19 protein-coding genes are annotated in these 20,757 nt (G+C 68.0%); 12 read left to right on the plus strand and 7 right to left on the minus strand.

Annotated elements, in window-relative coordinates:
* Window positions 1–5 precede the first annotated feature (5 nt).
* Window positions 6–1,100: a serine hydrolase domain-containing protein gene (locus RTL41_RS11005; RefSeq protein WP_312164281.1), complete on the minus strand. Its 1,095-nt coding sequence runs from the start codon at window positions 1,098–1,100 to the stop codon at window positions 6–8.
* Between the two features lie 177 nt (window positions 1,101–1,277).
* Here RTL41_RS11005 and RTL41_RS11010 point away from each other — a divergent pair, with 177 nt between their 5' ends.
* The 9 genes from RTL41_RS11010 to RTL41_RS11050 all read left to right on the plus strand — a co-directional run bounded on the left by RTL41_RS11010 (window position 1,278) and on the right by RTL41_RS11050 (window position 10,424).
* On the plus strand, window positions 1,278–1,571 hold the full coding sequence (locus tag RTL41_RS11010) for a hypothetical protein (protein WP_312164283.1): 294 nt from the start codon (window positions 1,278–1,280) through the stop codon (window positions 1,569–1,571).
* A complete protein-coding gene (locus RTL41_RS11015; RefSeq protein WP_312164285.1) occupies window positions 1,568–2,005 on the plus strand; it encodes a periplasmic heavy metal sensor in 438 nt (145 codons plus the stop codon). The genes RTL41_RS11010 and RTL41_RS11015 overlap by 4 nt, the downstream gene beginning before the upstream one ends.
* Complete coding sequence (locus RTL41_RS11020) at window positions 2,002–2,589, plus strand: RNA polymerase sigma factor (protein ID WP_312164288.1); 588 nt, start codon at window positions 2,002–2,004, stop codon at window positions 2,587–2,589. The genes RTL41_RS11015 and RTL41_RS11020 overlap by 4 nt, the downstream gene beginning before the upstream one ends.
* A 161-nt stretch (window positions 2,590–2,750) precedes the next feature.
* Window positions 2,751–4,466 (plus strand): copper resistance system multicopper oxidase, encoded by a 1,716-nt coding sequence (locus tag RTL41_RS11025; protein ID WP_312164289.1) that lies wholly within the window; start codon window positions 2,751–2,753, stop codon window positions 4,464–4,466.
* A complete protein-coding gene (locus RTL41_RS11030; RefSeq protein ID WP_312164292.1) occupies window positions 4,463–5,383 on the plus strand; it encodes a copper resistance protein B in 921 nt (306 codons plus the stop codon). Before RTL41_RS11025 ends, RTL41_RS11030 begins: the two co-directional genes overlap by 4 nt.
* Before the next feature lie 39 nt (window positions 5,384–5,422).
* Window positions 5,423–5,746, plus strand: a complete 324-nt coding sequence (locus tag RTL41_RS11035; protein WP_312164294.1) for a copper-binding protein — start codon at window positions 5,423–5,425, stop codon at window positions 5,744–5,746.
* Window positions 5,747–6,229: 483 nt separating this feature from the next.
* Window positions 6,230–8,914: a TonB-dependent receptor gene (locus RTL41_RS11040; protein ID WP_312164297.1), complete on the plus strand. Its 2,685-nt coding sequence runs from the start codon at window positions 6,230–6,232 to the stop codon at window positions 8,912–8,914.
* Between the two features lie 71 nt (window positions 8,915–8,985).
* Complete coding sequence (locus RTL41_RS11045) at window positions 8,986–9,684, plus strand: hypothetical protein (protein ID WP_312164299.1); 699 nt, start codon at window positions 8,986–8,988, stop codon at window positions 9,682–9,684.
* An 11-nt stretch (window positions 9,685–9,695) separates the two neighbouring features.
* Window positions 9,696–10,424 carry a peptidase gene (locus RTL41_RS11050; protein ID WP_312164301.1) on the plus strand — a complete coding sequence of 243 codons (729 nt, stop codon included), beginning with the start codon at window positions 9,696–9,698 and terminating at the stop codon, window positions 10,422–10,424.
* 40 nt (window positions 10,425–10,464) lie between these two features.
* Here RTL41_RS11050 and RTL41_RS11055 read toward each other — a convergent pair whose 3' ends face one another.
* The 3 genes from RTL41_RS11055 to RTL41_RS11065 are packed head-to-tail and all read right to left on the minus strand — an operon-like array spanning window position 10,465 to window position 15,115.
* Window positions 10,465–11,520, minus strand: coding sequence for a 2-oxoacid:ferredoxin oxidoreductase subunit beta (locus tag RTL41_RS11055; RefSeq protein ID WP_312164302.1), 1,056 nt, complete (start codon window positions 11,518–11,520; stop codon window positions 10,465–10,467).
* Complete coding sequence (locus RTL41_RS11060) at window positions 11,517–13,343, minus strand: 2-oxoacid:acceptor oxidoreductase subunit alpha (protein ID WP_312164304.1); 1,827 nt, start codon at window positions 13,341–13,343, stop codon at window positions 11,517–11,519. The genes RTL41_RS11055 and RTL41_RS11060 overlap by 4 nt, the downstream gene beginning before the upstream one ends.
* Window positions 13,334–15,115: an FAD-dependent oxidoreductase gene (locus RTL41_RS11065; RefSeq protein WP_312164306.1), complete on the minus strand. Its 1,782-nt coding sequence runs from the start codon at window positions 15,113–15,115 to the stop codon at window positions 13,334–13,336. The genes RTL41_RS11060 and RTL41_RS11065 overlap by 10 nt, the downstream gene beginning before the upstream one ends.
* Window positions 15,116–15,452: 337 nt before the next feature.
* Here RTL41_RS11065 and RTL41_RS11070 point away from each other — a divergent pair, with 337 nt between their 5' ends.
* On the plus strand, window positions 15,453–15,617 hold the full coding sequence (locus tag RTL41_RS11070; RefSeq protein ID WP_312164308.1) for a hypothetical protein: 165 nt from the start codon (window positions 15,453–15,455) through the stop codon (window positions 15,615–15,617).
* Window positions 15,618–15,729: 112 nt separating this feature from the next.
* Here RTL41_RS11070 and RTL41_RS11075 read toward each other — a convergent pair whose 3' ends face one another.
* Both RTL41_RS11075 and RTL41_RS11080 read right to left on the minus strand, forming a co-directional pair.
* Entirely contained in the window at window positions 15,730–16,542 is an 813-nt protein-coding gene (locus tag RTL41_RS11075) for an ion channel (RefSeq protein WP_312164309.1), read from the minus strand.
* Window positions 16,543–16,611: 69 nt separating this feature from the next.
* The gene (locus RTL41_RS11080) at window positions 16,612–18,498 is read right to left on the minus strand and encodes an ABC-F family ATP-binding cassette domain-containing protein (RefSeq protein WP_312164310.1); all 1,887 of its coding nucleotides are present in this window, start codon (window positions 18,496–18,498) and stop codon (window positions 16,612–16,614) included.
* A 135-nt stretch (window positions 18,499–18,633) separates the two neighbouring features.
* On the opposite strand from RTL41_RS11080, the gene ndk reads away from it, so the two are divergent.
* Window positions 18,634–19,053: a nucleoside-diphosphate kinase gene (gene ndk / locus RTL41_RS11085; RefSeq protein WP_312164312.1), complete on the plus strand. Its 420-nt coding sequence runs from the start codon at window positions 18,634–18,636 to the stop codon at window positions 19,051–19,053.
* Window positions 19,054–19,189: 136 nt separating this feature from the next.
* Here the strand turns inward: ndk and RTL41_RS11090 are convergent, their stop codons facing one another.
* Window positions 19,190–19,387, minus strand: a complete 198-nt coding sequence (locus RTL41_RS11090) for a hypothetical protein (RefSeq protein WP_312164313.1) — start codon at window positions 19,385–19,387, stop codon at window positions 19,190–19,192.
* 211 nt (window positions 19,388–19,598) lie between these two features.
* On the opposite strand from RTL41_RS11090, the gene RTL41_RS11095 reads away from it, so the two are divergent.
* Window positions 19,599–20,756: an acyl-CoA dehydrogenase family protein gene (locus RTL41_RS11095; RefSeq protein ID WP_312164315.1), complete on the plus strand. Its 1,158-nt coding sequence runs from the start codon at window positions 19,599–19,601 to the stop codon at window positions 20,754–20,756.
* Window position 20,757 lies beyond the last annotated feature (1 nt).

The raw sequence follows: 20,757 nt of genomic DNA on the forward strand, positions 1-20,757 counted from the left end.
GACGCTCACGACCGGCTGTCGGGTGCGTATAGCTTGATGAGGTCCAGCGCCAGCCCTTGCGCGGCGCGGCTTCCGGCGCCGGCGGCGTTGGCGGCGGTCATCACCGCCAGGCCGCGCTGGGGGGCGACGACGGCCACCGCGTGCCAGAGCGTGTTGGAGCCTTCGTGCAACAGCACCGGGCCGCGGGCCCAGGGCCTGTGCTGGAAAACGCCCCAGCCCAGCGCGTAGTCGTTCTGTTCGCCGGTCGGGGCGGTGGTCAGGGTGCTGATGCTGGTGCGCGTCAGGAACCCCGCGCCGTCGTTGAGGAACAGGCGAACGAAGCGCGCCTGGTCGGCCAGGGTCATGTGCAGCGTGCCGGCAGGACCCAGGACGGCCGGATTGTCGGCGTGGGGCAGGGCCGGATCGATCGCCTCGCCGACCCCCAGTCCCAGAAGCCCGGCCCGATGTCCCCACGGGTTCTCGCCGCGCGGGGCGCCGTAGCCGGCGGAGTTCATCCCGAGCGGGGCAAGCAGCCAGGTCCGGATGGCGTCCTCCCAGCATTGGCCGGTGATGCGCTCGATCGCGGCGCCGGCCAGGATGTAGTTGGCGTTGGCGTAGGCGAACCGCTTGGCCGGACCTTCAGGCGGGGCCCCGAGCGCGCGAGCCGCCAGCTCGGTCCGCTGGTCGAGGACCGAGCGCGGGCTTCGCCTGGCCGCCCGTCTGGCGTCGACCAGGCCCCGGTCCTTGAGGCCTGAGCGATGGCGCATGAGGTCGACCGCCGTGACCGTGTCCCAGGCCGGATCGAGCCGCAGGTCGGGGAAGAAGTCGGTCAGCGGGGCGTCCCATCTCGCCAACTCGGCCTGGACGAGGCGCGCATAGAGGGCGGCCGTCATCGCCTTGGCGTTCGAGCCCAGGTGCCAGCGGTCGCCATGGGTCACCGGCGTTCCGCCCCGCTTGCGGCGCACGCCTTGCGCTCCGGACCATACGAGCCCGGCCCGCGTCACGACCGCGGCGGCCAGGGCCGGGACGCCCGACCATCGCAGGCGGCGCTCGAGCAGGCGCGCGGCCTGCATGGCCAGATTCGTCAGATTGGGTTCGGCGGCGGGGACGGGAGCTTGCATGGGCGGCTTCTCGGCGGGCCGAAGCAAGCTGAAGCCGGTTTGTGCACCTGCCGTGGATGCCCGATGGCGGGGTCGTGAACGCAACCCCCGCGCGCCCCGGCGCCGGCTGCACCTGCAAATCCTGAGGGATTCGCCGATGCCTTGCGTATAGATGATGGGACGCTTCCGGAGTCGTTTATGAACCATCCCTTGGATGAACTGGTCGAAGGCCTGAGATCCCAAGGCCCTGACCGCGATCTGAGCCAGCTCGAACCTGCCGTCTGGCGGCGGATCGGCGGCGCGCGCATCGAACGCGCCTCGACCTTCGGCTTTGCGCCGGTGCGCATGGCCTCGGTGGTCATGGCGCTGGTGGTCGGCGCCGCGGTGGGCGGCGCCTCCGCCATAGCCGCGGCTTCCGCCCCGCAGGAAACGTCGGTCTTCGCCCTGAACAGCCGCCTTGCGCCGTCGACCCTGCTGGAAGCCCGCCGGTGACCGGACTGCGCGGCGCTATTCTCACCGTTCTGCTGGCGGCGATCGCGGCGGGCCTCGGCGCCTGGGGCGGCGCCACCTATGTCGTGAACGCCAAGCGCGAACCCTCGCTGCACGAATTCATGCACGACCGTCTCAGCCTGTCGGCCGAGCAGCAACGCAAGCTCCAGGCGATCGAGCGCGAGTTCTCGATCACGCGAAGCGCCCGGGAGGCCGAAATGCGGATGGCCAACGCCGAGCTGGCCGGGGCCATCGACGCCAAGCACGAGTATTCCGCGGAGGTGCGCACCGCGATCGAGCATTTCCACGACGTGATGGGCGAACTCCAGAAGGAAACCATCGTCCACATCCTGCAGATGCGGGCGATCCTGACCCCCGAGCAGGCCGCGATCTTCGATAGACGCGTGTCGGAGGCCCTGACTGAAGACGCCAAGTGACCGGGGCCGACGATCCCTCGGACGCCGAACTGGCCCAGCGGGCGCTTGGCGGCGAGGACCACGCCTTCACCCAGCTCATGCGCCGCCACAAAGAGTGGCTCTACCGTTTCGTCCGCCGCTATGTCGGCGACGCGGACGCCGCCTACGAGGTGGTGCAGGAGAGCTTCGTGGCGGCCTGGCGCAATCTGCCGCGCTATGACGGAGCGCGCTCGTTTCCAAGCTGGATGCGAGCCATCGCGCTGAACAAGTGCCGCGATCGGGGCCGCCGCGAGGCGGTTCGCCGCGTCGTCTTCGGCGCGAACTTGGGCGTCGGCGAGGAGGTGGAGCTTGCGCCCGATCCCGGGCCTCGCGCCGACAGCATGATGATCGCCGCCCAGCGCAAGCGCGCCCTGGACCGCGCCATCGCCCTGCTGCCGGCCAAGCTGAAGGAGCCGCTGATCCTCACCGCCTTCGAAGACCTTTCGCAGCAGGCCGCGGGCGAGCTGCTGGGCGTGTCCGCCAAGACCATCGAGACCAGGGTCTATCGCGCTCGGCGCAGGCTGGCCGAGCTGCTCAAGCTGGAAGATTTCGACCGTGGCGGGTGAGGGAACCGCATGGCCCGCGCGTATCCAGGTCTGACCCGCCCCTTGACCCTCCCACGATGGGAACCTGTTTCCTCTCCGACAATGACTGACAGTACCTGTACCCGACCCGTCGGCGCCCCTGCGCGCCTCACGGGCGTCGCCTGCGATCCGAAGGGCCGTTCATGAAGGATTTCGACCGACGTCAACTGCTGCGCGGGGCGTCCGCGCTGGGCGGCGGGGCGGCCTTGAGCGCTCTGTTGCCGGCCTGGGCCCAGAGCGGGACGCCTGGGGTGACCTCGACCCTGCCGACCGTCTCCGGCGAGACCATCTCGCTGAGCGTCGGCCACACGGCGTTCAAGGTGGACGGCCGCGCCGGCCACGCCGTCACCGTCAACGGCACGGTGCCCGCGCCGCTCGTGCGCCTGAAGGAGGGGCAGACGGTCCGGCTGTCGGTGACCAACAATCTGGACGAGGACACCTCGATCCACTGGCACGGCCTGCTGCTGCCCTTCGAGATGGACGGCGTGCCCGGCGTCAGCTTCCCCGGCATCAAGCCGGGCGAGACCTTCGACTACGAGTTCAAGGTCCGGCAGGCCGGCACCTACTGGTACCACAGCCATTCGGGCCTGCAGGAGCAGATGGGCCACTACGGCCCCATCGTCATCGACCCGGCGGGCGAGGATCCCGTGCAGTACGACCGCGAGCACGTGATCGTGCTGTCGGACTACAGCTTCATGCACCCGCACGAGATCTTCCGGAAGCTGAAGGCCCACGCCGGCTACTTCAACATGCAGAAGCAGACCGTGGCCGGCCTGATGAAGGGGCAGGACCAGTCGTTCAAGGACCGCAAGGAGTGGTCCAGGATGCTGATGGACCCCACCGACGTTCTCGACGTCACGGGGTCGACCTACACCTTCCTGGTCAACGGCCATGGGCCGAAGGACAACTGGACCGGCCTGTTCACGCCCGGCGAGCGCGTGCGCCTGCGGTTCGTGAACGCCGGGGCCATGACCATCTTCAACGTCCGCATCCCCGGGCTGAAGCTCAGCGTCGTCCAGGCGGACGGCCAGAACGTCATGCCGGTGGATGTCGAGGAATTTCAGATCGCTCCAGCCGAAACCTACGACGTCGTCGTCCAGCCGGCCGACGATCGCGCCTACACGCTCGTGGCCGAGGCGGCCGACCGCTCGGGCATGGGCCGGGCGACCCTGGCGCCTCGCCTGGGCATGACCGCCGAGGTCCCGCCGCTGCGCAAGCGGCCGCTGCTGAACATGCGCGACATGGGCATGGACCACTCGGCCATGCCCGGCATGGAAGGCATGGAGATGGACCACTCGGGCATGTCGATGCGCGATCCGCGCAATGCGCCGCAGGTGAAGCTGGGGCCGGGCGTGCAGATGATCTCGCCCATGCCCGCCGATCGCACCGGCGATCCGGGGCAGGGGCTGGAGGACGTCGGGCACAGGGTGCTGACGCTCAAGGACCTCGTCTCGCTCGATCCCAATCCCGATCTCAGGCCGCCCTCGCGCGAGCTGGAGATCCACCTGACCGGCAATATGGAACGCTTCATGTGGGCCTTCGACGGGGTGAGCTACAGCCACCTGAAGGACCCGATCCCGTTTCGCTACAACGAGCGGGTGCGCGTGGTGCTGGTCAACGACTCGATGATGGCCCACCCGATCCACCTGCACGGCCACTTCTTCGAGGTGGTCACCGGCAATCCGGGGCGACATCCGCGCAAGCACACCGTCAACGTGCTGCCGGGCGGCAAGGTGGCCTTCGACCTCACCGCCGACGAGCGCGGCGACTGGGCCTTCCACTGCCATCTACTCTACCACATGCATGCGGGCATGTTTAACGTCGTCACCGTGCGTCCTCTGGAAGGAGACGCCGCGTGAGCCGTTACCTCGCCGCGGCCCTCGCGCCGTTCGTCCTCGCCACGCCCGCCGCCGCCCAGCACGCCGGTCACGCCGTGCCTGCTCCGGTCGACCCGCACGCCGGCCACAGCATGCCTGCGCCGGCTCCCGATCCCCATGCCGGGCACGACATGTCCGGCCCCTCGAACGTGCCGCCCGCCGCAAGCGAGCCCGCGCCGCCGGCGCCGGGCGACTACGCCGCCGAGCGGTTCCATGATCCGGCCGCCATGGCCGCGGCTCGCGCCCAGCTCGCCAGGGAACACGGTGGCGGCAAGGCCTGGAAGTTCATGCTCAGCACCGCCGAGGTCCGTCCGGCCTCGGGCGAGGACGCCTACGCCTGGGAAGGCGAGTTCTGGTACGGCGGCGACGTCAATCGCCTGGTCCTGAAGTCGGCGGGCGAGGGGGCGTTCGGCGGCGACCTCCATTCCGCCGAGGCCCAGGTGCTCTATTCGCGGGCCATCGGCCCTTACTTCGACCTGCAGGCCGGCGTGCGTCACGACTTCGAGCCGGGGCCCTCGCGGACCTACGCCACGGTCGGCTTCGAGGGCGTCGCGCCCTACTGGTTCGAGCTCGAAGGCGCCGCGTTCCTGTCGGACAAGGGCGACCTGTCGGCCCGGTTCGAGGGCGCCTACGACCTGCGCCTGACCCAGAAGCTGATCCTGGAGCCGCGCGCCGAGGTCGAGCTGGCCGCCCAGGAGGTCCGCGAGCTCGGGATCGGTTCGGGCTTGACCAGCGCCGAGCTCGGCCTGCGGCTGCGCTACGAGTTCCGCCGAGAGTTCGGCCCCTATGTCGGCGTCGCCTATGAGCGAAAGTTCGGTGACACCGCCGACCTCGCCCGCGCCGCCGGCGAGGACGTCGAAGACACCCGTTTCGTGCTGGGCGTGCGCGCCTGGTTCTAGTCGTCGCGCCGCGGGCGCGCAGCTTTCTGGAGATCTGACATGAAGACCATGCTCATGGCCCTGGCGGCCCTCGGCGTCAGCGCCGCCGGCGCCCTGGCTCACGGCCAGGATCACGGCGACCACGCCGGCCACGCGGCGCCCGCCGCGGCCGGGACCGTCGAAGGGACCGGCGTCGTCAAGAAGGTCGACGCCAAGGCCGGCTCGGTGACCATCGCCCACGATCCGATCAAGGCGCTGAACTGGCCGGCCATGACCATGCCGTTCAAGGTCGCCGACAAGGCCATGCTGGCCCAACTGAAGACCGGCGCGAAGGTCCGCTTCGACCTGAAGGGCCAGGTCATCACCGCCATCCGCCCGCAATAGGATCTGGCTCCCCCGGAGCGCGGTTCCGGGGGGGCTCGCCTTGAGCGCCGTCAAATATTCGCGCCGTGTGCGGAAAAATTTTGAGGGGTATGAGAAGGCTGCGCGTATCCGCAATGAGCGACGATGGGTCGCTGTGCTGGCGCAATCTGTCTGCGCCAAGGTGAGGGGATCGGCGCAGTGAGAACGGGATAGATTGAGTTAGGTCGATAACGCGGACGGATACACGCCATGCGGTAGCCGTTGGGGCGGGGATAACTGCAAGCCACATATCGGGATGGAAATCGCCGCGCCGGCCAAGGTCGTCGTGCCGGTGATATGCGGCTGACGAAATCGAAAATCGTCACGTGAAGCTCCCAGCAAAGATCCCGTCTGCACAATGCTAAATATGTATAGACATTTGCCGTCGACGGTCCGCCGCGCCGGCCGTGGGTGCTTGGAAAAGCCGGGAGGGTGGCTCCGAGTACTTGATCAAAGGGGGTAGCTATGAATCGTTTTTCCAAGCGTCTGCTGCTGGCGAGCGCGATGGTCACCGGCGCGATGGCCGGAACCTCGGCGTTGGCGCAGAGCGCGGGCGACGTCGAAGAGGTCGTCGTCACCGGCAGCCGCATCAAGCGCGAGGACATCACCGGCGTCGGCCCAGCCACGGTGGTCAGCATGGAGCAGATCGCCAACACCGGCGTGACCAATGTCGAGACCCTGCTGCAGCGTCTCCCGGCCTCGGCCGGCGCGGCCGGCGGCCAGGGCAACGCCTACTGGACCGGCAACGGCTACGGCACGGCCCAGGTGAACCTGCGCGGCCTGGGCATCAACCGCACCCTGACCCTGATCAACGGCCGCCGGGTGGTGAACGGCGGCACCGGCGCCAACAGCGCGCCTGACCTGAACATGATCCCGACCGCGATCATCGGGCGGATGGACATCCTCAAGGACGGCGCCTCGGCCATCTACGGCGCCGACGCCGTCGCCGGGGTGGTCAACATCATCACCATCGACAACTTCGAAGGGCTGAAGCTCTCCGGAAAGTACGGGATCACCGACGAGAACGACGGCGCCGAGTACACGCTCGACGCCCTCTGGGGCCTGCGCGGCGAGCGCGGCAGCGTCACCGCCGGCCTGACCTATCAGAAGACCGAGGCCGTGAACCTGGCCAGCCGCGCCGCCTGCGGGCTGGGCGAGGTCGGCGGCCAGTTGGTCTGCGTTTCCAGCGCCGCGACCATCGGCGGCCGCGCCGTCCTGCCGAACGGCCAGCAGATCAACTTCAACCAGACGCCGGGCGGGAACGGGGATTTCTACGAGCCCTACAGCGCCGCCAAGCACAACTTCAACTCCAACCCCTACCTGAACGCGGTCTCGCCGATCGAGCGCATCAGCACCGCGGTGCTGGCCAAGTACGACCTGAACGACAAGGTCGAGCTGTTCGGCGAGTTCTTCTTCACCCACCGCGAGAGCAACCAGATCGCCTCGCCGGGCACGCTGCGCAATCTGGCGATCGCGGCCGGCAATCCGACCAACCCGACCGGCCAGGACATCACCGTGGTTCAGCGGCGCCTGGCCGAGCCCGGCCCGCGGCAGTTCTTCCAGGAGACCGACACCTATCGCCTGGTCGCCGGCGCGCGCGGATCGATCGTCGGGGACTGGACCTGGGAAGCAGCGGTCAACTGGGGCCGCAACACCGGCGTCGACGGCATGACCAACATCGCCAACCTCGAGCGGGTCAACAACTCGATCAACACCGCGATCTGCAGCACCGGCGCCGGGGCGGCGATCCCCTGCGCTGACTACCTCGGCTACGGCGACCTGACGCCGGACGTGCTCAAGTACATCCTGTTCACGTCCCGCGACACCGGCGGCAACGAGCAGCGCAGCTTCACCGCCGACGTCACCGGCACGGTCTTCCAGTTGCCGGCCGGACCGCTGGCCGCCGCGGCCGGCGTGGTCTGGCGCGAGGAGAAGGGCTGGCGCAATCCCGACGCCCTGACCGTGCTGGGCATCGCCAACACCAACCAGCAGGATCCGATCTCGGGCGAGGTGACCGCAAAGGAAGCCTACCTGGAACTCTCCGCGCCGGTGGTCGCCGACCTGCCGCTGGTCAAGCGCCTCGATCTCGACGCGGCCATCCGCTACTCGGACTACGACTTGTTCGGCAGCAACCAGACCTACAAGATCGGCCTGAACTGGACCCTGGTCGACAGCCTGCGCCTGCGCGCCACCTACGGCACCGGCTTCCGCATCCCAAGCGTCCCCGAGCTGTTCGGCGGCGTGGCCGAGGGCAACCTGACCACGACCGACCCATGCAGCCGCTATTCGGCCAGCGGCAACGCCACCCTGATCGCCAACTGCCAGGCCTCGGGCGTGCCGGCCGGCTACGTCCAGCTCGGCACCACCGTCCTCACCACCGTCGGCGGCAACAGCAACCTGCAGCCCGAGACCGCCGAGACCCTGACCCTGGGCCTCGTCTGGCAACCGACCCAGGTCGGCGGCCTGTCGGTCACGCTCGACTATTTCGACATCAAGATCGAGGACGCCATCCGCTCGATCCCGGGCTCGACCAAGCTGTCGGTCTGCTACGCCTCGCCGGGCATGACCCACCCGTTCTGCGGCCCCAGCAACTTCACCCGCAGCCCGCTGACGGGCGAGGTCAACTACCTGTCGGCCCAGCCGGTCAACACCGGCCAGGAGCGCATGAAGGGCGTCGACATGGGCGTCCGCTACGACTTCGATGTCGGCGAGCGCCGGGCCAGCCTAGACTGGAACACCACCTACCTGTCGGAATACGTGGTCACCCCGTTCCCGGGCGCCGATCCGATCATCTTCGACGGCCATATCGGCGGCGGCAACGGCGGCTATCCGCACTGGCGCTCCAACGCCACGTTCTCGCTGACCGACGACAAGTGGACCGGGACCTACTCGGTGCAGTGGATCGGCGAGGCGACCGACTTCAACGCCAAGCCGGGCGCCATCGGCTACAAGACCCCCGACGTCTTCTACCACAACGCCCAGTTCGCCTATCGCCTCGGCGACCAGGCCGACATCGCCGTCGGGATCGACAACATCTTCGACGAGAAGGCTCCGTTCATCCAGAGCTGGACCGACGGCAACACCGACACCATGACCTACGACCTGCAAGGTCGTCGCGGTTATGTGCGCCTGACCTACCAGTTCAACTAGGTTGGCGCACGGCGCCGGGCGGGCTGCCCCACGGCCCTCCCGGCGTCGGCCTTTTCCGAGAGATTTCCCAGATGCGTTTGCCGGCCCTGGCTCGCAAGACCCACAAGTGGCTCGCCCTGATCATCGCCGTGCAGGCGATCTTCTGGACGGTGAGCGGCCTCTACATGACCGCGGTCCACATCGACATCATCCATGGCGACCATCTGGTGCGCGCCCCGCGTCTCCAGGCCCAGCCCCTGGCCGCGCTGGTGGAGCCCGGCTCCCTGGTCCCCGGCGGAACCCGTTCGGTGCGCCTGGACACCCAGCTCGGCCAGCCGGTCTACATCGTCGACGCCGTTCCCGGCCGCATGCTCTTCGACGCCCGCGACGGCCGACTGCTCTCGCCGCTGGACGAGCAGGCCGCCCGCGACCGCGCCGTGGCGCTCTATGCGGGCCAGGGCGGCGTCTCGAAGGTCGAGCTGCTCGACGCCGCGCCCAGCGAGATCAAGGGGCGTCCCGTCCCGATCTGGCGCGTCGAGTTCGAGGGCCTGTGGAAGCCGACGCTCTACATCTCGCCCCTGAGCGGCGAACTGGTCGCCAAGCGCCACGATCTTTGGCGCATCTTCGATTTCGTCTGGATGTTCCACATCATGGACTACGAAGAGCGCACGGACATGAACAACACGCTGCTGCGCGTGGCCACCTGGATGGCCGTCGCGACCTCGGCCACCGGCGGCTGGCTGCTGCTCTACAGTTTCCGCCGCCGGCGCCGCGCGCGTAAGACCGCTTAGGGGATCGACCGATGTTTCTGATCCGCACGCTTCACAAGTGGTTCGGCCTGGTCCTGGGCCTCCAGATGCTACTCTGGTCGGTCAGCGGCGCGATGATGGCCCTGCTCGACCACCACAGGGTCTCGGGCGAGGGCTCGCTCCGCGAGGCCGCCCCGGTCATGCTGCCGGCCCAGACCCTGCCATTGTCCCAGGCGGCGGCGGCGGTGGGCGAGCCGGTCCTCAGGCTGCGCCTGAAGCCGCTCGGCCAGGGCCATGTCTACGAGGCGACGACCCCTTCGGGCGTCAAGCTGCTCGACGCGCTCACCGGCGCTCCGGTGACGATCGACGCGGCCAAGGCCGGCGCGCTCGCCGCCGCCGCCTTCGCCGGTCCCGAGGGCGTCGCCTCGATCCGCAGGGTCGAGAAGCACGACGTCGAGTCGCGCACCGCCCAGTTGCCGGCCTGGCGGGTGGAGTTCGCCGACAAGGAGAAGACGACGCTGTTCATGTCGGCGGCCAGCGGCGAGATGGTGCTGCTGCGCAACGACACCTGGCGGCTGTGGGACGTCTTCTGGATGATCCACATCATGGACTACACCAAGCGCGAGAGCTTCAACCATCCGCTGATCGTCACCGTCGGCACCGGCGTCACCTGGCTGGCGCTCAGCGGCATGATCCTGCTGTTCCGCAGCTTCCGCCGCCAGGACTTCGCCTACGTCCTCGATCCCATCGACCGCCTGCGCGAAGGCCGCTCGAAGGGCTGACCCTGCGCGCTTGGGCGGCCTGGATGTCGATGGTCGCCGTCTAGCGCAGCGTCGCGTTGAGCCTGGCCAGGGCTGCGGCGCCAGGCACGAGTTCGCGTTCGCTAAGGCTGTTGAGGGGCGCATCGACCGTGCCCAGGTTCTCGTGCAGGTCGCGCGCCTCGGGGTCGAGGAACAGCAGCCCGGTGACGATCTCGCCCAGCGCCTGGCGGGACTGGAGATAGGCCATCGCCCCGACGCGGTCCGACGGGTCGTAGTGCTCGGCCAGCTTGTGCAGGTGCAGGATCGAGCCGTCGTGCTGGGCGACCGGCACGGTTTCACCGGGCGCATAGTCGATGGTGATCGTCTCGCGGGCGGGAACCAGGTCCATGCGGTTCACCGCTTCGTTGTGCTCGCGGACATAGTCGTAGGACTTGGTCGATCCGGCGTGGTTGTTGAACTGCACGCAGGGGCTGATGCAGTCGATGAACGCCGCGCCCTTGTGGCTGAGCGCGGCCTTGATCAGCGGCACGAGCTGGGCCTTGTCGCCGGAGAAGGAGCGGGCCACGAAGGTCGCGCCCATCTGCAGCGCCAGGCTGACCAGGTCGATCCCGGCGTCGTGGTTGATCACGCCCTTCTTGGACTTCGAGCCCTTGTCCGAGGTGGCCGAGAACTGGCCCTTGGTCAGGCCGTACACGCCGTTGTTCTCGACGATGTAGAGCATGTTGACGCCGCGGCGGATCGAATGGGCGAACTGGCCCAGGCCGATCGAGGCGCTGTCGCCGTCGCCCGACACGCCGAGATAGATCAGGTCGCGGTTGGCGAGGTTGGCGCCGGTGAGCACCGAGGGCATGCGCCCGTGCACGGTGTTGAAGCCGTGCGAATTGCCCAGGAAGTAGTCCGGCGTCTTGGATGAACAGCCGATGCCGGAGAGCTTGGCGACGCGATGCGGCGGCAGGTCCAGCTCATAGCAGGCCTGGATGATCGCCGAGGAGATCGAGTCGTGCCCGCAGCCGGCGCACAGGGTGGAGACCGAGCCTTCGTAGTCCCGGCGGGTGTAGCCGAGGGCGTTGGTCCTGAGCTGGGGGTGATGCAGTTGAGGCTTGGTGATGTAGGTCATTCGGCGGCCTCCGGCATCGGCTTGCGCTCGCTCATCAGGCGCTGGACCGTGTCGGCGATGAAGCGGGCGGTGATCGGCGTTCCGTCGTAGTGCAGCACCGCCGTCAGCCGCGACGGATCGATGTCGCCCTCGTTGATCAGCAGCGTGCGTAGTTGAGCGTCGCGGTTCTGCTCGACGACGAACACTCGGTCATGCGCGGCGATGAAGGCGAAGATCTCGTCGGCGAACGGGAAGCCGCGCACCCGCAGCGCGTTCAGGTGCAGGCCGGAATGCTCCAGCGTCTCCAGCGCCTCGTGCATCGCCGGGGAGCTCGAGCCGAAATAGATCACGCCCTCGCGCGTCTGGCGCTGGGCCTCGCGGCGGATCGGGGCCGGAACCAGACGGCGCGCGGTGTCGAACTTGCGCAGCAGCCGTTCCATGTTGCCGACATAGACCGACCCCTCTTCGCTATAGCGGGCGTAGGGATTGCGCGACGTGCCGCGGGTGAAATAGCCGCCCTTGGTCGGGTGGGCGCCCGGATAGGTGCGATAGGCGATGCCGTCGCCGTCGACCTCGAGGTAGCGGCCGAACTCGACGCCGGCTTCCAGCTCGTCGTAGCCCAGCACCTTGCCGCGATCGAGCTTGCGGTTGTCGTCCCACTCGAAGGGCTTGGTCAGCCACTCGTTCATGCCGATGTCGAGGTCGAGCATGACGAAGACGGTGGTCTGCAGCCGGTCGGCGAGGTCGAAGGCCAGGGCGCCCATTTCGAAGCACTCGCCGGGATCGGCCGGCAGCAGCAGCGGATGCTTGGTGTCGCCGTGACCGGCATAGGCGGCGGCCAGCAGATCGGCCTGCTGGGTGCGCGTGGGCATGCCGGTCGAGGGGCCGCCGCGCTGCACGTCGAAGATCACCGCCGGAATCTCGGCGAAGTAGGAGAGGCCGATGAACTCGGTCATCAGCGAGACGCCGGGGCCGGAGGTGGCGGTGAAGGCGCGCGCGCCGTTCCAGCCTGCGCCGACCACCACGCCGATCGAGGCGATCTCGTCCTCGGCCTGGACGATGGCGTAGCGCGCCTTGCCGGTCTCCGGATCGGTCCGCAGATCCTCGCAATAGCCGGTGAAGGCCTCGGCCAGCGAGGTCGAGGGCGTGATCGGATACCAGGCGCAGACCGTCGCCCCGCCATAGACCGCGCCCAGCGCGGCGGCGGAATTGCCCTCCACGAAGATGCGGTCGCCGACCTTGTCGGCGCGGCGCACCTTCAGCCGCAGGGGCTGGAGGTTTTCCTGCACATAGTCGCGGCCCATGTGCAGGGCTGCGACATTGGCGGCGATCAACCGGTCCTTGCCGGCGAACTGCTCGGCCAGCAGTTGCTCGATCACCCAGATCTCGATGTCCAGCAGCGCCGCCAGCGCGCCGACATAGATGATGTTCTTGAAGAGCTGGCGCTCGCGCGGAAGCTGATAGGCCGCATTGCACATCGCCGTCAGCGGCACGCCGACCACGGTGACGTCGTCGCGGAACTTCGACGGCGGCAGCGGCTTGGTGGAATCGTAGAACAGGTAGCCGCCGGGCTCGATCTCGGCCACGTCCCGGTCCCAGGTTTGCGGGTTCATCGCCACCATCAGGTCCACGCCGCCGCGGCGGCCCAGGTGGCCGGCCTCGGTGACGCGCACCTCGAACCAGGTCGGCAGGCCCTGGATGTTGGAGGGGAAGATGTTGCGGGCCGCCACCGGCACGCCCATGCGCAGGATCGCCTTGGCGAACATCCCGTTGGCGCTGGCCGAGCCGGATCCGTTGACGTTCGCGAACTTGACGACGAAGTCGTTCAGCGCCTCTAGCGGCATGATCCCCCCGCATGGGTCATTTCCAACAGGAACTTCTGCATGTCCCAGGCTCCGGTGGGGCAGCGCTCGGCGCAGAGGCCGCAGTGCAGGCAGACGTCCTCGTCCTTGACCATCACCCGCCCGGTCGGCAGGCCGCCGGAGACGAAGAGGGCCTGTTCGAGGTTGAGCGCCGGCGCCTTCAGGCGGCTGCGAAGGTCGTCCTCCTCGCCGTTCTCGGTGAAGGTGATGCAGTCGGTCGGGCAAATGTCGACGCAGGCGTCGCACTCGATGCAGGCGCTCTCGGCGAACACCGTCTGGACGTCGCAGTTCAGGCAGCGCTGGGTTTCGCGATAGGCGGTGGCGCGGTCGAAGCCCAGTTCGACCTCCAGGCGGACGTCCTTCAGCGCCTCGCCCTTGTCGCGTAGCGGCACGCGATAGCGCGTGTCGTTGGCCGGATCGTTGTCATAGCTCCACTCGTGGATGCCCATCTTCTGGCTGGTCATCGCGACGCCGGGCGGCGGGCGGACCATGAGGTCCTCGGCCTTGCAGAACCTGTCGATCGAGATCGCCGCGTCGTGGCCGTGGGCGACGGCCCAGATGATGTTCTTGGGCCCGAACGCCGCGTCGCCGCCGAAGAAGACCCTGGCCTCCGTCGACTGGAAGGTGAGGGGATCGACCTTGGGCATGCCCCATTCGTCGAACGCCAGTCCGATGTCGCGTTCGATCCAGGGGAAGGCGTTCTCCTGGCCGACCGCCACCAGCACGTCGTCGCACTCGTAGTGTTCGTCCGGTTCTCCGGAGGGGACCAGGCTGCGGCGACCCCTGGCGTCGTATTCGGGGCGGACCTTCTCGAACGTGACGCCGGTCAGCCTGCCGTTCTCGTGGGTGAAGGCCTTGGGGACGAGGTAGTTGAGGATCGGGATGTCCTCGTGGATCGCGTCTTCCTTTTCCCAGGGGCTGGCCTTCATCTCCTCGAAGCCGGAGCGGACGATGACCTTCACGTCCTCGCCGCCCAGCCGGCGCGAGGTGCGGCAGCAGTCCATGGCGGTGTTGCCGCCGCCCAGCACGATGACGCGCCGGCCGATCTTCTCGATGTGGCCGAACGAGACGTTGCTGAGCCAGTCGATGCCGATGTGGATGTTGGCGGCGGCCTCTTGCCGGCCAGGCAGATCCAGGTCGCGGCCGCGCGGCGCGCCCGATCCCACGAAGATCGCGTCATAGCCCTCGGCGAGCAGGGCCTTGAGGCTGTCCACGCGCTCGCCCAGGCGCATGTCCATGCCCAGGCCGGTGATGTAGCCCACCTCCTCGTCGATGACCTCCTCGGGCAGGCGGAAGCGCGGAATCTGGCTGCGGATCATGCCGCCCGCCTTGGCTTCGCCGTCGAAAAGCGTCAGCTCGTATCCGAGCGGGGCCAGGTCGCGGGCGACGGTGAGCGAGGCGGGGCCTGCGCCCACCAGGGCGACGCGCTTGCCGTTCGACACCGCGACGGGAGCGGGCAGCCGGCCCGTGATGTCCTCCTTGTTGTCGGCGGCGACGCGTTTCAGGCGGCAGATGGCCACCGGCTCGTCCTCGACCCGGCCGCGTCGGCAGGCCGGCTCGCACGGGCGATCGCACGTCCGCCCGAGGATTCCCGGAAAGACGTTCGACTTCCAGTTGACCATGTAGGCGTCCGAGTATCGGCCTTCGGCGATCAGGCGGATGTACTCTGGAACAGGTGTGTGGGCCGGGCAGGCCCACTGGCAATCGACGACTCTATGAAAGTAGTCAGGCCCCTCGGTACTGGTGCGCTGCACAATCGCTTCCTTCCCACACGCCGTTCTCTCGCGGATGCGCAGACGAGGGTCAGTGAAAGCAGACTCGCCTTACCGCGACGCAGCGTTCGCAAGGATGGTAGGACCCTATCGCGGCGTGAGCCAATACATTTCTTGATCGCGCCGACATCTCGGCTTGCATTTTGGCGACTGGTCGACAGCTAGGCGGCACGCTCCCAACCAGCCGGACCCGCGCGTCGCCTGGCCGCTCAAGATGCCGTGATTTCGGGCGAATTCCGGGCCTGGAACGCGAACCAGGGCTTGGTTGTCATAAAGCTTTGCTTAACAGTCTCGCCCGCCATCACAAGGAGGTCCTCCGATGCCGAACCGTCCGTTCGAAGTCGCGTCCCCGTTCGAAGACGCCGAAGTCGCCGAGAGCGCGATCGACGCCCTGATCGATGAGTCCCCCGACGCGGAGGAGATCAACCTTCGCCGCGCCCAGGCCGAGCACGCCGAGAACCTGCGTCTCGCCCGCGCGCTCTAGGATCTATTTGTCGCGCTTGCGCAACAGGTGGCGAAGGGCGGCCACGCCGGCCGGCGCGACCAGCACCAGGACCAGCAGCAGGTAGATCAGGCGGGCTTCGTCGGGCACGGCGCTAGACCTCGTCGTCATTGGGAATGTTGAGCAGTTCGCCGCACGCCTTGCAATGCACGGCGTCGACGTCGTGTCGGCGCAGGCCGCAGGTCGGGCAGGTGAAGCGGATCTTGTAGGGCCGGAACAGCGCCTGGGCCAGGCGCACGAACAGGGTGATCCCGGTCAGCATGGTGACGATCGAGATCACCCGGCCCCAGGTTCCAGGCAGGGTGATGTCGCCGAAGCCGGTCGTCGTCAGGGTGGCGATGGTGAAGTAGAGCGCGTCGATATAGCTGCCGACGCCCTCGGTCCGCGCGAAGCTCGTATAGACGAAGCCCGTCATGATGAAGATGAAGGTGATCAGGGTCGAGGCGGCCCTGGCCACGTCTTCCCAGCGCGTCTCGTTGTAGCGCCGCCCGACGGTGTCCCAGAAGAACTCCGAATGCACCAGGGTCCACAGGCGCAGGACGCGCAGGAAGGCCAGGTTGAACAGCCACAGCGGGAACAGCAGGGTGACGAGGACGAACAGGTCGACCCACGTCACCGGGCGCCTCATCCAGGCTCCGAGGTTGTCGCTGGCCAGTGCGCGGGCCGCCAGGTCGATCGCCAGCACGAAGGCCATCGTATAGTCGACGAACAGGAACACCGGCGTCTCGCGCAGCAACGGCGCGGCGATGAAGAAGGCGATCATCACCACGTCGATGGCGATCACCGTCAGCCGAAAGCGCACCGACCGCTCGGACTTGCCGAAATAGAGTTCGTGCAGCCGCGCCCGGACGCGCGGCGCCAGGCGGCGCTGGCCAGGTTCGGGGAGTGGAGCTGCGTCGGCGGGCATCGGGCGACCATAGATCGGCCGCCGGGGAGGGGAAGGGGAGAACGGCGTTCGCCCGTCAGCCTTCGCCCTTCAGCCTTCGCCCTTCAGCGCCTCGTAGGCCTCGACGGCCTCCATCCATTCCAGCTCCGCCGCCTCGAGCGCTGCTTCGGCCATCATCCGCTGGCGGGCGAGGTCGGCGGCCTTGGCCGGATCCTGGCTGAACACCTTGGGATCGGTCAGGGCCGCGTCGATCTGGGCCAGGGCCTGGCTGGCCTTGGCCAGGGCGGCCTCGGCGGCCTCGGCGCGGCGGCGGGCGGTTCCCGTGGGGACCTTGGCCTTGGGCGCCGGCGGCGGCTTGGGAGCGGCCACGGGCTCGGGCTCGCGGACCTGGGTCGGGGCCTTGCCGGCCTGCCTGGCCCGGTCGATCACGAACTTGGCGTAGTCGTCCATGTCCCCCTCGAACGGGGCGATCGTGCCGTCGGTGGCCAGCCACAGGCGATCGGCGACCAATTCCATCAGCGAACGGTCGTGGGTGATCAGGATCACCGCGCCCTCGTAGTCGTTCAAGGCGTCGAGCAGGGCGCGGCGGCTGTCGATGTCGAGGTGGTTGGTCGGTTCGTCGAGGATCAGCAGGTGCGGCTTCTCGGCCGCGACCAGGTTCAGCAGCAGCCGGGCGCGTTCGCCGCCGGACAGGTTGGCGACCGTGGTGTCGACCTTCTCGTGGCCCAGGCCGTACTGGGCCAGGCGCGCGCGGCGGCTGGCCTCGGAGGCCTCCGGCATAGCCTGGCGGATGATGTCCAGCGGCGTGTCGTTAGGATCCAGCGCCTCGATCTGGTGCTGGTGGAACCAGCCGACCTTCAGCCGCGCCGAGCGCTTCAGTTCGCCGCTCTGGGCGTCCAGCGCGCCGGCGACCAGCTTGGCGAAGGTCGACTTGCCCGCGCCGTTGACGCCGAGCAGGCCGATGCGGTCGTCCAGGTCCAGGCGCAGGTTCATGTTCCTGAGGATCGGCGGGCCGTCGGCATAGCCCGTCGATACCCCCTCCAGACGCACCAGCGGCGGCGCCAGCGGGCGCTCGGGCGAGGGCAGGATGAAGGGCGAGGTGTGCTCGATCACCACCGCCGAGACCGGCGGCAGCTTGGCCAGCATCTTCAGGCGCGACTGCGCCTGGGTGGCCTTCGAGGCCTTGGCGCGGAAGCGGTCGACGAAGGACTGCAGGTGGGCGCGCTGGGCTTCCACCTTGGCCTTGGTGGCCTCCTGCAGGCGGGCCTTCTCCTCGCGCTGGCGCTCGAACTGGTCGTAGCCGCCGACATAGAGCGTCAACTTGCCGTCCAGCAGGTGCAGGATGTGGTCGCAGGAGTTGTTCAGGATCTCGCGGTCGTGGCTGATGATCACCGCGGTGTGCGGGTACTTCTTCAGCCGGCTTTCCAGCCAGAGCGCGCCTTCCAGGTCGAGATAGTTGGTCGGTTCGTCCAGCAGCAGCAGGTCGGGCTCGGCGAACAGGGCCGCGGCCAGGGCCACCCGCATCCGCCAGCCGCCGGAGAACTCGGCCATCGGGCGGGTCAGGTCGGCGTTGGAGAAGCCCAGGCCCGAGAGGATTTCCGCCGCGCGGCTCGGCGCACGGTCGGCGCCGATCTCGGCCAGGCGGCCGTAGATGTCGCCCATGTGCTCGGGATCGGCGGTCTCCAGCTCGTGCAGCAGCCGGGCGCGTTCCTCGTCGGCCGCCAGGACGGTGTCGATCAGCGGGACGGGGGTGGCCGGATGCTCCTGGTCCACCGATCCGATCCGGGCCTGCTTGGGATAGCCGATCTCGCCGTCGCCGGCGTGCAACTGGTCCAGGATCAGCTTGAACAGGGTCGACTTGCCGACGCCGTTGCGCCCGACAAGCCCGACTTTGGCGCCCACGGGAACGCTGACGCTCGCATGGTCGAAGAAGCGGCGGCCCCAGGAGTCGAAGGTAAGGTCGTTGATTTGCAGCATGGCGAGCGCGGGGGCTTAGCAGAGCGCGCCGCGGAAGGCGACCGTCGTGCGCTTGGCGTTGTCACATCGGGCGGTTATAAGCCCGCCACCCGCGCGGAGCCCCGCGCCTCCCCAAGAATAAGACAAGCAAAAGACATGACCGAACGCACCTTCTCGATCATCAAGCCGGACGCCACCAAGCGGAACCTGACCGGCCAGATCAACGCCGTGATCGAAGGCGCCGGCCTGCGCATCGTCGCCCAACGCCGCATCCGGATGACCGAGGCCCAGGCCAAGAAGTTCTACGAAGTCCACGCCGAGCGCCCGTTCTACGGCGAGCTGGTCGAGACCATGACTTCGGCTCCCGTCGTCGTGCAGGTGCTGGAAGGCGAAGGCGCCGTGGCCAAGTATCGTGAAGTCATGGGCGCCACCAACCCGGAACAGGCCGCCGAAGGCACGATCCGCAAGCTGTTCGCCCTGAACGTCGGCGAAAACTCGGTCCACGGTTCGGACAGCCTGGACAACGCCAAGATCGAGATCGCCCAGTTCTTCACCGACGACCAGATCGTCGGCTAAGCGCCACGGGAACGGCTAAGCTCCGGCCGCGTTGAACAAGCGCGGCCACGAGCCCCACTCGGTCCCTCCAGCGGACCAGCCGCAAAGACAGGCCCCGTTCGGCGACGCCGGGTGGGGCCTTCTTGATTCTGGATGCTCAGCGCGGCCGGACGATCTGGGTCGGCCGAAGATGCGGCGAGTGAAACCGATCGTACTTGTCGGCGAGTTTCAGGTGCATGGCCGCGTCCAGCAGCCGCGCGCCGCGCAGTCCGCTCGGCGGCGGATCGGCGCTCAACGCGCGCCAGAGGCTGACGGCCTCTCGATGCAAGCGTTCATTGCGGTCCATGCTGTCCATGCCGGTTCGAACAACGTACACGCACTGAAGTTCCGCCAGAACTTGGTTAACGATTCGCAAAGTCCTGGAAGTTGTATTTGAGTTGGCTGGAGTTTTCGGCCTTCCGAACACTTAAGCTTGAGGCTGTGGGCTGACGTAGCGGCATGGCTTTCCCCCATGGTGGCTTTGGGCTAGCTGGATCGAAACCCGAGGCGAACTGCGGAGGACGGCGTTGAGCGGCGCGGAAAGTTTCCCTGAAATCCGTGAGGCCGTGCGCAAGCTCTGCGCCCAGTTTCCCGGCGAATACTGGCGAGCGCTGGACCGCGAGCGCACCTATCCTTTGCAATTCGTCCGTGCGCTTACCGAGGCGGGCTTCCTCTCGGTGCTGATTCCCGAACAGTACGGCGGCTCGGGCCTGGGCCTGGCCGCCGCCACCGCGGTGCTCGAGGAGATTCACCGCTCGGGCTGCAATGGCGGCGCGTGCCACGCCCAGATGTACACCATGGGCACGATCCTCAAGCACGGCAGCGAGGCCCAGAAGCAGGCCTATCTTCCGAAGATCGCCAGCGGTGAACTGCGGCTCCAGGCGTTCGGCGTCACCGAACCCACGGCCGGCACCGACACCACCCGCATCTCCACCTTCGCCCGCCGCGAGGGCGACCATTACGTGGTCACGGGCCAGAAGCTCTGGATCAGCCGCGCTGAGCATTCGGACCTGATGGTCCTGCTGTGCCGCACGACCGCCCGCGAAGACGCCGCCAAGCCCTCGGACGGCATGAGCGTGCTGATCGTCGACCTGCGCGACGCCGTCGGAAACGGCCTGACGATCCGGCCGGTGCGCACCATGCTCAACCACGCCACGACCGAGCTGTTCTTCGATGGCCTGAAGGTGCCGGCGCAGAACCTGGTCGGCCAGGAGGGCAAGGGCTTTCGCTACATCCTCGACGGCATGAACGCCGAGCGGATCCTGATCGCCTCGGAGTGCATCGGCGACGGGCGGTTCTTCGTCGACCGGGCCAGCGCCTATGCGAAGGACCGCGAGGTGTTCGGGCGGTCGATCGGCCAGAACCAGGGGGTCCAGTTCCCGATCGCGCGGGCGCACGTCCAGGTCACCGCCGCCGCGCTGATGGTGGACAAGGCCGCGGCGATGTTCGACGCTGGCGAACCCTGCGGCACGGAAGCCAACATGGCCAAGATGCTGGCCTCCGAAGCGTCCTGGTTCGCGGCCGACACCGCGATCCAGACCCATGGCGGCTTCGGCTTCGCCGAGGACTACGACATCGAGCGCAAGTTCCGCGAGACCCGGCTCTATCAGGTGGCGCCGATCTCCACGAACCTGATCCTCAGCCACGTGGGCACCCACGTGCTGGGCATGCCGAAGAGCTTCTGAG

This window comes from Phenylobacterium sp., assembly GCF_031984885.1.
Classification (GTDB): domain Bacteria; phylum Pseudomonadota; class Alphaproteobacteria; order Caulobacterales; family Caulobacteraceae; genus Phenylobacterium.